The sequence below is a fragment of the Lysinibacillus sp. Bpr_S20 genome, from assembly GCF_023337835.1.
Taxonomy (GTDB): Bacteria; Bacillota; Bacilli; order Bacillales_A; family Planococcaceae; genus Lysinibacillus.
This window is the reverse complement of sequence record NZ_JALNLQ010000001.1, coordinates 670,730-684,114: the sequence shown is the minus strand read 5'-3', so window position 1 is coordinate 684,114 and position 13,385 is coordinate 670,730. Positions and strand designations below refer to the sequence as shown.

The 13,385-nt window shown below is 33.9% G+C and carries 12 protein-coding genes; 2 read left to right on the top strand and 10 right to left on the bottom strand.

Annotated elements, in window-relative coordinates:
• Positions 1 to 59 precede the first annotated feature (59 nt).
• From MWJ95_RS03355 to MWJ95_RS03330, 6 genes are all read right to left on the bottom strand, one after another.
• A complete protein-coding gene (locus MWJ95_RS03355) occupies positions 60 to 1,022 on the bottom strand; it encodes a proline dehydrogenase family protein (RefSeq protein WP_249104252.1) in 963 nt (320 codons plus the stop codon).
• Between the two features lie 131 nt (positions 1,023 to 1,153).
• Positions 1,154 to 1,966 carry an AraC family ligand binding domain-containing protein gene (locus tag MWJ95_RS03350; protein WP_249104249.1) on the bottom strand — a complete coding sequence of 271 codons (813 nt, stop codon included), beginning with the start codon at positions 1,964 to 1,966 and terminating at the stop codon, positions 1,154 to 1,156.
• 297 nt (positions 1,967 to 2,263) lie between these two features.
• Complete coding sequence (locus tag MWJ95_RS03345; protein ID WP_249104246.1) at positions 2,264 to 3,160, bottom strand: NAD(P)/FAD-dependent oxidoreductase; 897 nt, start codon at positions 3,158 to 3,160, stop codon at positions 2,264 to 2,266.
• A 27-nt stretch (positions 3,161 to 3,187) separates the two neighbouring features.
• Positions 3,188 to 3,502 (bottom strand): thioredoxin family protein, encoded by a 315-nt coding sequence (locus MWJ95_RS03340; RefSeq protein ID WP_249072290.1) that lies wholly within the window; start codon positions 3,500 to 3,502, stop codon positions 3,188 to 3,190.
• A 132-nt stretch (positions 3,503 to 3,634) separates the two neighbouring features.
• Positions 3,635 to 4,531, bottom strand: coding sequence for an NAD(P)/FAD-dependent oxidoreductase (locus MWJ95_RS03335; protein WP_249104245.1), 897 nt, complete (start codon positions 4,529 to 4,531; stop codon positions 3,635 to 3,637).
• Positions 4,532 to 4,765: 234 nt separating this feature from the next.
• Positions 4,766 to 5,152 carry an Rrf2 family transcriptional regulator gene (locus tag MWJ95_RS03330; protein ID WP_249072288.1) on the bottom strand — a complete coding sequence of 129 codons (387 nt, stop codon included), beginning with the start codon at positions 5,150 to 5,152 and terminating at the stop codon, positions 4,766 to 4,768.
• Positions 5,153 to 5,719: 567 nt separating this feature from the next.
• Here MWJ95_RS03330 and speD point away from each other — a divergent pair.
• Positions 5,720 to 7,225: an adenosylmethionine decarboxylase gene (gene speD, locus MWJ95_RS03325; RefSeq protein ID WP_249072287.1), complete on the top strand. Its 1,506-nt coding sequence runs from the start codon at positions 5,720 to 5,722 to the stop codon at positions 7,223 to 7,225.
• Between the two features lie 326 nt (positions 7,226 to 7,551).
• On the opposite strand, the gene MWJ95_RS03320 is transcribed toward speD, so the two are convergent.
• The 4 genes from MWJ95_RS03320 to MWJ95_RS03305 form a co-directional block, all read right to left on the bottom strand.
• Entirely contained in the window at positions 7,552 to 7,950 is a 399-nt protein-coding gene (locus tag MWJ95_RS03320) for a cytidine deaminase family protein (RefSeq protein WP_249104242.1), read from the bottom strand.
• A gap of 594 nt (positions 7,951 to 8,544) precedes the next feature.
• On the bottom strand, positions 8,545 to 9,645 hold the full coding sequence (locus MWJ95_RS03315; protein WP_249104524.1) for an agmatine deiminase family protein: 1,101 nt from the start codon (positions 9,643 to 9,645) through the stop codon (positions 8,545 to 8,547).
• A gap of 509 nt (positions 9,646 to 10,154) precedes the next feature.
• Positions 10,155 to 10,898: a GNAT family N-acetyltransferase gene (locus tag MWJ95_RS03310; RefSeq protein ID WP_249104240.1), complete on the bottom strand. Its 744-nt coding sequence runs from the start codon at positions 10,896 to 10,898 to the stop codon at positions 10,155 to 10,157.
• 472 nt (positions 10,899 to 11,370) lie between these two features.
• Positions 11,371 to 12,252, bottom strand: a complete 882-nt coding sequence (locus tag MWJ95_RS03305) for a LysR family transcriptional regulator (RefSeq protein WP_249104238.1) — start codon at positions 12,250 to 12,252, stop codon at positions 11,371 to 11,373.
• A 111-nt stretch (positions 12,253 to 12,363) separates the two neighbouring features.
• Between MWJ95_RS03305 and MWJ95_RS03300 the strand changes: the two genes are divergently transcribed.
• Positions 12,364 to 13,128 carry an NAD-dependent epimerase/dehydratase family protein gene (locus MWJ95_RS03300; protein ID WP_249104234.1) on the top strand — a complete coding sequence of 255 codons (765 nt, stop codon included), beginning with the start codon at positions 12,364 to 12,366 and terminating at the stop codon, positions 13,126 to 13,128.
• Positions 13,129 to 13,385: the final 257 nt, after the last annotated feature.

The window sequence follows — 13,385 nt, the reverse complement described above, 5'->3', positions numbered from 1 at the left end:
ACATTTTTCTTATTCCATAAACGCGCTCGATTGTGGGAGATACTAAATTATAGGATATATTAGTAGGTATTTATTTTTTCTTTATCAGTATTTTGTTCAATTATATCTGAAATAAATGTATAAATATTCGATGGATATTCAGCAATACGATGAACTAAATATAAATACCACTCACTACCATATGTTACATAAACTTTAGCCTGGATATTATCCTCCTTTAAAGATCTTAATAAATCAGGTCGAACCCCATCTAGCATCTCTACCTCAACATTCGGACTATAAAGAAATCCTTTTGCTTTTAGGTCCATCAATAAATTTTCATCATGTGTAGCAACAGATAGTGGCTGATTACTATCTATACACATAGATACAAATTCTATATACCGTTTATTTAACTCTTCGGATCTTGCAATATACAGATCTTCAGACTCTTGATAAGCCCCCTTTACTAAACGTATTTTACCCGAGGTTTTCAATAGATCATTTAAGTCCATAGAAGAACGATTCAAATGAACTTGTAATGTTATCCCAACATTTGAAAATGACTTAGATATCCTTTTATATAGTGATAAAATTTTATCTGTTTTTTGTGATTCTTCCATACTTATCATAAGTTGAATATTATGCTTTTGTGCTTCTTTTGCTAATTCTTCTAAATTAGTAAATGCTACTGCATCAGAAATCATCATTCCAATATGAGAAAGATCAAATGATACGGTAGCCTTCATTTGATTATTCCCGAGATCTTTTATTAATTCTTTGAATTCGTTTTTGGCAAGCATACAGTCTTCTTCGGATGTTGTATTTTCGCCGATAAATTCCAATGAAATCTGATAACCTTTGTTATATAGATATATAACGCGTTCTATCCCTTCCGTACGTGTTTCTCCGGCCACAAATCGGTTAGCACCTTTAATAAAAATCGGGAAAAGTTCTTTAGAATTTTGAAAATAGGCTTTTAGTACTTGATCTCTAGCAATCGATTTGAGTGCTTTGGAAAAGCGTCTTTCTTCATTAAACATGAAATGATCACACCCTTATTTTTTATCTTATTTAGGATTACATTTTTCCGATGATTGATTTTTACCCACAAAAATCAAACTCCTGCATTTGGATTGAACCTCAAATTAAATGGTAATAAATTTAAAGCAGATCATTTAAAAATATCCCTGTATTGCCCGGGGGTTAATCCAATAAATTCTACAAAGAAATTACTTAAATGACTTTGATCTACAAAACCTGTCTCTATTGCCGCATCAAGTGGTTTTACACCCTGTTCCAATCGTTTCTTTGCTTCATTAATACGTACCGTTTGTAAGTAACGATACGGGGTAATCCCCTTCATTCGTGTAAATGAGCGTAGCAGGGAATATTTGTTCATATTAGCTATCTTCGCTAAATCATCTAAAGCAATATGTTCTGCATAATGTTCTTCTAGGTAGTGACAGACATTTTCAACATCTTGATTAATAGCTCTCGGTTCTGTATCTTTGATGGCTTCGGTATATTCTTCGATAAGCTGTTGAATGAGAATATAAAAAGTTTCTTCTTTCTCTAAATCTGATATTTCATCCATAATCATCTGGTGAAGTTTTTGCAACAAATGAGCTTTTTCACTACTATAGGCAACAGGTGAAGCAAAGGATGGAAGATAATCTTGCCCTGTAATCTCTTTTGTAACTTTTCGCATGATTTCAGGCTTGATATTCAAGCAGCGATAGTCTAATTTTTCGTTATCAATTGATTCACAGGCGTGATTGTCCATGGGGTTAAAAAATATAATATCACCGGTACCTATTACATATTCTTTGTTCTTAGAAAATAATCGTCTTTGTCCACTCTCTATAAACCCAATCACATAATATTCATGGAAATGGTTCGGAAACTTTTGCATGATACCTTCAAAACGATAAGCTTCTATTTGTAGATCATAATCAAAACATACCGTTCTTTCTTCTCGTCCCATACGAACAGCCTCCTTTTGATTTCTGATAATTAATGTAACACATTTAGTTAATGCACTCTTGTAAGATATTGACTAAAAAAATGGTGTGACAGTTTAAAAACTGGCACACTAAAGGTTTCATTAATATTAAATCTACAACAATTAAAAGTCCTGATGACACCTTAATTTTTTTACTTTTTTTATCGGGAAAAATAAATTGAGGTTTTATCTTCATTCAGCAGGTGTTTAGACCCGCTGAATAGGAATTACAATCACTTTCATCTCACCATCTTTTAAGATGAGAGTATGTTAAATTTTTCAAAATTTTTCAATTGATAAATCTGAATTAATTGTTATTGCTACTTGAATTCCCGTTGCTTCTGAAAGAACAATTTCCGTTGGTGCAGGTTGAGCAGCATCACCGGCAGCATATACATTTTTTTCCGATGTTCTTCCGAAGTGATCAACAATGATTAACCCTTGTTCATCTAAATCACAGGAAAATCCTTGACCAATGGTATTTGTTGTATAAATGGATGGGGTAATAAAACCTGCTTCCCGTTCAATTTCTAACCCATCTTCAAAAATAACACTATTCAATGTCCCATTAGATCCTTTCATTTCTTTAATCTTATTGGTAATCACATTTATCCCTTTATTCTCAAGCTCTTTCTTTTCATTTTCCTTTATTTCATGACCGTTTGTTGCCACGACTAAATTATTTGATAAGTTATAAATTATTTTAGCAGTTCGTGCAACATCGCCTGTTTCATTTATATAAATCAATTTTTTATCCTTTAATTCCCAACCATAGCCGTATGGCGAAGTAAAAATACTTTTATTATAATATTGCTGAATATTTGGGATATCAGTCTGTATTTTTGTACCATCTGTCAAAAGGATTTTTTCAGCAAGGAAACTCTCGCCATCTTCTGTATAAATTTTAAAAAGCTTATTGTCTGATTGTTTAATAGCCCTAACGCTTTGACTAACAATGGAATGTATAGTAGGGTATTGATTTAATTTTTCTTTTGCTACTTGCATGAATTCAATAGCTGCATTGCCATTTCTTGAAATACTCTCTTGAAGCTCGAATGCAAGATGGTCATTATTTGTATCAAACAATGCTACTATTCGATTCGCTCTACCTAACAATAATGCTGCATTTAATCCTGCTGGTCCTCCACCAATAATTGCACAATCAAAAATTTTCATCTATTTCCCTCCTGTATTTATGACGAATCAAACGCCAATAATTTGTTTTAGATTTTCAAAAGGAATGTATCCAACAATTGGTTCATGTAATTTATTATGAATAATTAAACGGGAATGAGGAATCCCAAGTACCTGGTATTCCGCTGCAAGCTCTGGGCTTTTGTCAACATTCACCCTTAAAATTTTCACCTTATCACTACATTCATCGTTAAGTTGATTAAGAACCATTCCGAACATTTTACATGGGCTACACCACTCCGCCCAAAAATTTATTAACACCATTTTTTCAGTTTCTAAGTGTTCTCTTAATTCTTGCTTTGTTGTTACATGTGCAATTGCCATAATTTTTCCTCCTTCATGGAAATATAAAATTTAAAGATAAAATATGCTTTACGTGTTAATTACCTGAACCTACAATCCCCCCTTTCAATAAATACTAAAGAGACCTTTAATATCCGTAATTAAAGTGAAGTTTTAAATTGTACTATCAAAAACAACTGCCATCGCGCTTTTATATCCTTCAGCAGCAGCAACTATTAATGAAGACTGACCCAATTTAGCTGTCTCCCCCGCTGCATAAACATTTTCCTGTGACGTTCGCCCTGCCTCATCTGTCACAATGCTACCATTTTCATTTAATTGACAACTAAGCTGCTCAGCAAATTGATTGGGACGTACAAAAATAGGGACTATAAATCCTCCAGCTCTTTCAATTTCAAGTCCAGAGCTAAACACTACTTTGTTTAAATATCCGTCCTCACCATTTAGATTCTGAATAGGTTCAGTAATAACTGTTATATCTTTTCTTTGTAGTTCATTCAATGTCGGAGTAGAAAGTTCCTGACCATTTGTCGCTATTACTAAATCCTTTGACCAGTTATAAATAAGCTTTCCTTTAAAAAGAGTATGTTCTTCATTTTCTGAAATAATAATTAGGGGTTGATCTCTTAATTCCCATCCATCACAAGTTGGGCAGCTAAATAAACTTTTTCCATAATACTTTTTAATGTCCGAAACCGATGGGAATTCCTCTTGTACACCTGTTGCTAATATAATTCTCTCTGCAACAATCTCTACATCTTCTAACGTTTCAATTTTAAACAATCCGTTTGATTGCTTTGTTATATTCATAACCGTGTTTTTATAAAAATGAACTGATGGGTATTTTTTTACATCATTTATAGCTATTTCTTTAAACTCTGCTGGTTTAATCCCATCACGTGTTAGAAACCCATGTGATTCCTGAGTCACTCGATTCCGATTTGTCCCATTATCAAATAACGCGACTTTTTTACGGGACCTTCCTAAAATCAAACTTGCATTTAAACCAGCGGCACCTGCACCTATAACTGCACAATCAAAAAATTCCATGTAACTTTCCTCCATTAATTGTTTAGAGTACATGTTGTACAACATGCATTTTAGTCCAAAATTAAAGTTTAAACAGCATAATCTAAGCTATAACCATTTGATATTTTTAAAAATAAGCACCAAGAAAAATTCCAGAGTGTAAAAATTCTAAGATCGCCCGTTAACTTTTTAAAGACTTAAAAGACTCATTATATCCGCAATTGTTCAAAAAATAATAGTGGACTAAATCCACGACTATTTTTTCACAAGATCCGATATTTTTCTATTTCTTAGCTCATTCTCCAGTTTTTCTTCCGCAGATAACATTACTTCTTTTATTACACACTTAGGATCATTGTATAAACAACAATCAAACAACGAAGATTTGCCTTCAACTGCATGTATAATATCTAAAAATGAAATATCTTCCCAATCGTGACGAAGTGTATATCCACCATTAGCACCCGAAACGGAGTTGATCATTCCCTCTTTTACTAACTTAGTTAGTATTTTAGATAAATAAGTGGGAGAGACATTTTGCATCTCAGCTAATTGTTGGACACCCATTGGTTTATTTGGTATTTGTTTTGCAAGAAAAAGCATTGTGTGTAGTGCATAATTGGTAGCCTTAGAATATTTCATTACTGTTATTCACCCCAATAAAAGACTTTATATATCCATAATAGCACTGAATATTAGCTATTTCAATATTTATGCCTTCATGTTGAAAAAAGATGTACTGTTCGCAAGTTTCCTGATTACATTTATCTCCAAAAAAATAAATGTTCCATCATAAATGCCTAGCTTTATGTTCTAATTATTTTGATGGCTCATCCTTCGCAATTTGTATAAGGACATTCCTATCCCCTTTTATAAATTACTATCCACATTTTGAGCAAAATTCACAGATTAGCGAGAAATACTAAAATTTGCATATTTACTATATCTATTATATAGTTGAAGTACTATTTTATTAAAGGGTGAACTTTTTGTTACTGTAGAATTCTAATCTAAATCAACGTTATAGCTTAATTTTGTTGAACAATACCACCTTTTATGGGTGTTATTTGTTGTGCAAAAAATAGCAGGATTAGAATTAGTGAGCTTAGTATAAACTTTAGCGCGACTAATTTTAGTCGCGCTTTTTCTATTCGTTGATTTAGACAATTTTAATTTTGTACTTATTAAAATTGAGAGGACGATTCTACAATGCAAAAACAATTACAACAAATTACAGCTGATATGCAGCTTGAAGAACATTATCATACATTAGAAAAAGCTCTACTTTCTTTATATTTCTATAAAAATTGTACAACTAAATCTTTAGCTTATATGACAGACTTACCAATACCCATCGTTTCAGCAATGAAGAAAGAATTTGCCAAACAAGGTTGGGGGAAACATAGCTTAACGAAAAAAGGCAAGCTAGCCGTTTCGCAATATTTTCAACTCTCAGGTGCCAATGCTGAACTCTACCTTCAATTAACGACAGATGAAGCATTTCGGACAGAATGGATTAATCAACATATAAGCGAATTAAGCACTATTTATGATGCTAGACCTACAGCTGACGTGGCAATTGATCAAGCAAAATGTACAGTTGAGACAGCCTTAAAACGTGCATTGCTTGCACTGGATTATTCGATGCTACTCAATAAGCGTATTTTGTGTTTAGGCGATGATGATTTTATCAGTATTGCACTAGCGTTTTTACTAAAGAAAATCGCTCCACATTCTGCAACTAAAATTGTTGTGTTAGATATTGATAGACGCGTTTTAAGGACTATTGACAAAATAGCTAAAGACTATGAGATTCCGATTAAAGCAGATTATTATAACGTTCAGAAGCCACTACCAAATCGATACGCTCAACAGTTTGATTGCGTATACACAGATACACCATATACCTTGATTGGCGCACAGCTCTTTTTATCTCGTGCAATTGATGCACTAAAGCCAGAAGCAATGCGGCATGTGTTTTTTTCCTACGCCAAACGTAGCTATCAAAAACAGTGGGAGCTACAGCAAAGCTTACATGCTATGGGCTTTGTAATTAATAGTATTAAATACGACATAAATACTTATGAAGGTGCGCAGATTTTAGGCGCTACAAGCCAGTTATTTGTTTTACAAACAACCGATCAAATGATTCCCTACATTCCTAATCAGCGTAAATTTACGCGATCAATTTACACAGGAGAGGTTGAGCGGAAATCTGTTGTTTATCAGTGTAATCATTGTAAGAACTCACTTACAGTAGGTGCTGGCAACGAATATACTACGATTACTCAACTTCATTCCAGCGGTTGTGCGTATTGCAAAAACAACAAGTTTTCACAAATTAAGAGAACAGTAGAAAAATCACAATCCCAGCAAGCATTAGGGCATCATATTTTATTAGAGTTGCACGATTGCAATGTTGCCTTGCTCAATGACGTACAACAAATTAAAAAGATTATGTGTCAAGCTGCCCATAAAGCAAAGGCAACAATTGTGACCGAACATTTCCACCATTTTTCACCTTATGGAGTTAGCGGTGTAGTCATTATTCAAGAATCACATTTGACTATTCATACGTGGCCAGAATTCGGTTATGCCGCAATAGATGTTTTCACTTGTAACAGTAAATTAGCGCTACAACAGGCTGTCCAATATATTACTGAGCAATTTAATGCAGGAAATGCCACACAGCATTATGTACATCGGGGTAAATAAAAATAGGTAGTATAAGCCCTTAAATCAAAAGGAAGAAAAACAAGTTGTTTTTCTTCCTTTTGCATTTTTGCTGGATTGAAACGAAGGAAATTCAGGAACAGCATTGAAGTTACTTACTAATCATAGGAGATTACGTGATTGCTGAATGCATAAAGTTTTTAAATCATGAAAACCAGCTTTGAACTTAACATAGTTTTCTCCCACTAAAGCCATTGTTACTAGCTTTGCCTTCCTCTTTAATCGATAGAAAGTAAATGTTCTGAATTAATACTGGAATGATGTTTTCGTACGTATTTGTTTATTTATAAAGTGTAAAGAGTAACCAATTACCATTCCCTACCTTGATTGGTTTTCCAGTCATACGGCAAAATCTCTTTCAATAAAACAAACGTATCATTTTCAACCTCTACAACTGCTTCTAAATTTCCTTTTGAAAGCTGGCTGATCAACTCACGGCAACGCCCACATGGTGGAACAACATTACCTTCTGAGTCTACTGCTACAAAAGCTTTTATTTGATATTCTCCATTCTTCAACATGTCAGCAACCGCTGCATGCTCTGCACAAAAACCCATGGAACAAGCTGTATCTATACTAATCCCTGTATAGATATTACCATCTACAGTTTCAATGGCTGCCCCAACACTTCCGTACTGAACAAAATCATTTAATTCTGTAGGTGAAGTAACTGCAGTTGCGATCTTTTTTAATTCTTTATGATTCATAAGTGTGATTCTCCTTTTCTAGAAACATGAAATCGATTGTGTAAAAATAATTAAGATTCTCTATTCACCAATAAGTTAAAAAATACAAATACAATGCAATATAGGAGAATTGCTACCTGCATTTATCGGATAGTGACTCTACACAGCATGGTTTTCCGAATAAATCTCTAACTAAAGAGTTATAGCCTCCCCATATAATACCATTCCTTTTCATCAAATAAAAAATGCCAGAGGAAACTATTTTCTTGTAAATAAGTATGGAATGATAATTTCTCGTATAAAAACTTGGCCCTTGGATTTTTACCCGAAACGTGTAAACTTAGCCTATCAATATTTGGCTTTGCTTAAGCAAAATCCTGTGCCCACTGCATTAGCTGCTTTCCTACTCCTTTGCTTCGATGGCCAAATGCCTCTCTCTCTTGCAAAGCAACCATTCTTTGGCTTGCTGGATCAGTGGGCGTATGCTCAAAAAGCTTTTCGAAAAAAGGAGCTAGATCGTCATTATTCATTTTCGTTAAAGTTTGAAATTTCCCTCGAAACCCATGAACATATTTGCTGCATAGGTTCAATTGTTATATCATGATAGCTGTTCACCTATCCATTTAATCTAACTGGTTGTTGTTGTGTTACACAATGAATCATACCACCATGCTGATAAAGCGACCTAACATCAATACCTACTACTTTACGCTCAGGATAGAGTTTTTGGATAATATCATTTGCTATCTCATCATTAGGGTCATTATAGTTAGGAACCAACACGACTTTATTCCCTATATAGAAATTTACATACGAACCTTTTTCTTTTAAAACTTCCTCATTTTCTAACGCGACATTATGTTTACTAAGCGGCAAATATACATATTCATAGGGCTCACCTAAAGCATTTTTAGCATTCAACAATATTTTAATATCCTTAGTTGATAGACCCCATTCGACCAAATCATTTTCCGAAAATGTAATAATTGTTTTTTGATCGTAAAACTTAGCAAATCCATCAATATGAAAATCAGTTATATCTGCGCCAGGGACTCCATCGAGCCAAATAAAATTTGTCACATTAAGGCTACTGAGATAGTTTTCAATTTCCGCTTCGGATAAGTTAGGATTTCTGTTTTTGTTGACGACAGAGCTTCTCGTTGATAAAAAGGTCCCCTTGCCGTCCAGCTCCATCGCTCCGCCTTCAATAACAAATTCGTTCATATCAATTCTTTCTATGGTTAACTCCCGACTGATACGTTCGCTTATCAAAGCATCCTCTTCAAAAGGAGTTTTCTCTCCCCATCCATTAAATTTTGGACTCCAAATTTTCAAATTTTTATGTTGATCATACACAAAAATTGGACCATTATCTCTTGACCATACATCATCATTAGGAGCAATAAAGAAATCAATCATTTTCATATTGATATTTTGGCTCTTTAAAATATTTATAATTTTTTCTTGTTCAGTCTGGTTGTATGCAACAATATGAACTTTTTCACCTTCGCTTAATGCGGCTGCCATCTCAATCCAAACATGTTCTATTTCTTTTCTATAGTCTTCACCATAAGTGTATGCATGAGGCCATTGTAACCAAGTTCCTTCATGTTCATTTTTTTCATCTGGAAATGTATATTTTTCCACATTTTCTACCTCCTTACCATTGTTGATATCTTTCTCCTGAGCACATCCGCTAATAATTACAATGCTTATAGCACCTCTTTAAATCTATATATCACATTTAAAAAATTCATTCTTACTCTGCTCCCACTCCTTTCGATACTATCCCGCTAGCAACCGATCTTAATAGTGTATGGCCACATTATAGTGCCTCACACTGTGTGAATCTCAAGCGATCAAATCAATCAAGTAATTAATATTAATATAACTTCAGTGGCGTTCAGGCTCACTTTTAGCGGAGTATTTACCCTACATCAATATAAAAACACCTCCAAGAATTGCTCTATATTTAACAATATAGAAGCATTCTCTTAAAGGTGTTAAGGTATTTCAATTTTTCTCACTGGACCTCTAGTATGAACTTGAAAGTATAATTGAAAACCACGATTTATCAAAAATATCTTCCTGAAAACTCTTATACGAACTTCCCATTTGAATGATTAGTAAGATGCAAGTAATTAAAATAACTAAGTTCGATTTTTTTTAATAAAAAAATGGCCGGTTTATTTTTGAATTAAAATTTTAAACGTTATTCCGCAAACCTATTCAGACCCACCGATTGTACAGTCAGGGGAAATCACATTCCACTTTCCAAACAGCGTTAAACCAGCTGCTTTAGCTAAAAATGTAGAAGCCTCGTTATCGAGCTGGCATCTATACTGTGGTTCGTAACCATGCTCATAGGCGTATTTGCAGATTGAACGCACCACTTTACGAGCATGACCTTTTCCTCTAAAAGATGACAGAGTCAATACGCCGAGATCCGCTATTTGTACATCATCTTCCCAAGGATACATGCTAGCAGCACAGACCAAGCGATTTCGTTCAAAAGAGCCAAATACTGCCCAATGGTCCAACTCTACATAAGCGTCATCCAAATCTTGTTCAGAAGCGGAGGATTCAAACTCTGAGAAAATCGCATCATCCTGTTCTGTTAATTGGCGCAATGTCTCTTCCTGGTTTTCTTGCAGCAAGACGTTTTTTTCTGCTTCCGAAAAATAAAAAAGATAATCTGCACCATGCAGGATGACTCCTCCTTCATTCAATTTATGACAGAAGTCTAGCTCAGATAGTTCTTGTCCTTTAGAAAGGTCTAACTTCTCGGCCATTTCAGGCGTCAAGACTGCCAAAACCCGGCCATCAGAAGTTTCCAGCACCATGACTCGACTATCTTCGTTCAGGTCATGGTTGATGGTGACAGTAAAGGATTCATCGTTGTAGATAACATCTCCATTAAAAAATTGCGACTCCCAAAAGTCAGTTATCGTTTGTGAAAACAAAGGCATATTTATTCCCCCCATAGTTTATATTCTGTTTATGTTCTCGACTAACTCCCATCTCTTGAAATTTTATCGGCTAAGCATTTTCAGGAATTTAACCTTGAAATACTTTTCACCAATTAAAAGTATTATAAAGTTTTACACATTGTGAAGCTCAAGTATTTTTATAAAAAGCACTTAAAAAACAACCTTTTATTACGGGCATCGGGTCGCTTCCTCTGCTATAGCACTATGCTTTCTTACAGAAAACATCCACTTCGTGTAGGGTCTCGTCGTCTCACTTTCCCGCTGGAAGCTTTGCTCAGCGACGAAAGTGATGCGACAGAAGCACTTGTAGCCCTTCACTACAATCAGAATAGACACATAACAAAAAACTCTATTTATCGCTCAATCCAATTCCCCTCTAATTTACACACCTGTCAATAACAAAGAAAAATCTTGCTACCTTCTATGTAACAAGATTTTTAAAATGATTTAATTAACTATTGCCCTTATTTTTCACCCAATTCTCAGTAATCTCCGTGAACTTTTTAACTGCAGGTGAAATAGGCGTTCTGATCGCTAATCCAATCGTTCGTGTTTGCTCTAATTCAAGTGGGATAACCTTTATGGAATTTAATCCTTTTGGGATAATCATTTCCGGTAAAATACTAATACCTAAATTATTCTCAACCATCGAAAAAATAGAATTTTCGTTCATATTTTCGAATCGAATATTTGGCTCAATGTTATTTTCTTTAAAAAATAATTGTATATCGTCAAAGCATTGATAAGTAGGCATAATGAAGGGAGCATTTTCTATTTCTTCAAAAGATAGATGCTTATTGCTTCGTAAAGGTGATTGCTCTGAAACTACACATAAAAGTGGCTCAGACTTTAATTTTACAATTTCAAATGATTGCAATGACGTAGTATTATTATTAATAAAACCACAATCTACCTCACTATCTAGCAACCATTTCTCTATCTCAGCATAATTTCCTTCAATTAGTTGAATTTCTATATTAGGATAGTTCTTCTCCATTTCCTTAATAATATAAGGAATCCAGTTTGTAGATACGCTACTAAATACCCCTACCTTTACCGTTCCTTTATTTAATCCGTTAATAGCGTTTATTTCCTGCTTTAATATATCATTATAATTTAAAATCTTTCGAATAGTAATTAATAAATCCTTCCCATTCTGAGTTAGCTTAATTGCCGAGTTGTTACGAATAAATAAAGGAAAGTTAAACTCTTTTTCTAAACTAGTAATGGCATGGCTTACAGCAGATTGTGTTAATCCTAATTCTTCCGCTGTTTTTGTAAAGCTATTTAATTCTGCTGCTTTACTAAAAATTTCATACTTAACTAAGCTCATCGTTGACACCCCAAGAATTTTTTTCATGTCCTTCATTATAATTATTCGCTGTACTAATGGCAAACATGTACTTATACTCAGATTTAACTTTAACAAAAAGGAGCTGTATTTATGGAGCAAAAAATTTTAATTACAGGAGCCGCTGGAAAGATCGGCCAACATATAACCAAAACTTTAATGGAACAAACAAACTATCCATTAAAATTGGCAGATATAAATTTATTGCCTTTAGAAAAATTTAAGAAATTGTCAGGTCATGAAGTTACTTATCTAGATATATCAAGTTTAGAAGAATGTCAGGAAGCTTGTAAAAACATAAATATTGTTATTCATTTAGCAGGAGATCCTTCTCCGAATGCAGATTTTTATAGTTCTTTATTAGAGAATACTATTAAAGGTTCATATAATATTTTTAAAGCTGCATCGGATAACGGGGTAACTAGAGTCATAGCTGCTTCCAGTGCTCAAACAGTTGAAGGATATCCGTTAGACTTTCAAGTTACCGATTCTTCACCTGTTAGACCAAAGAATATGTATGGGGTTAGTAAATGTTTTGTGGAAGCACTAGCATCATACTTCGCTTATGAGAAACACTTACAAAGTATCGTTATTCGTATTGGTGCTTATGACGATTACAAGCCTGAGGGTCAGCCACTTTCAGCTCGAGACATGAGTGCATATATAAGCCCAGAGGATTTTAGTGATCTTCTCCTTAAAACGATTACTGCTAAAAATCTACCCCACTTCTCAATATTACATGGTTTATCTGATAATCGTTTTAAACGTTTAAATATTGAAGAAACAAAAAGATTAGTAGGATATACTCCAAATTCAGATGCGTTTAAATTGAGCGGCATTCATTTTATTGACCGTTAGACATTTGCATACCATATTTATAAGGAGATTTTTCTATGAAGAGCCTAACAAAAAACGTCAAAAAGAAAAAGATTATTCATTTAACTAAAAGGAAAAAAACTTTTAAAGACTACTGGAATGAAATTATAAAAGCTCTTATTGCTACTAAGTAAATAAAATGCTCATTGAATCAATGTGTCTAGATTTTAATCGTAAAGCTAAAAAAGAGTAAAAAACCTGAATTATAAATCCGAATTTTCTGATTACCACCTGTGCTC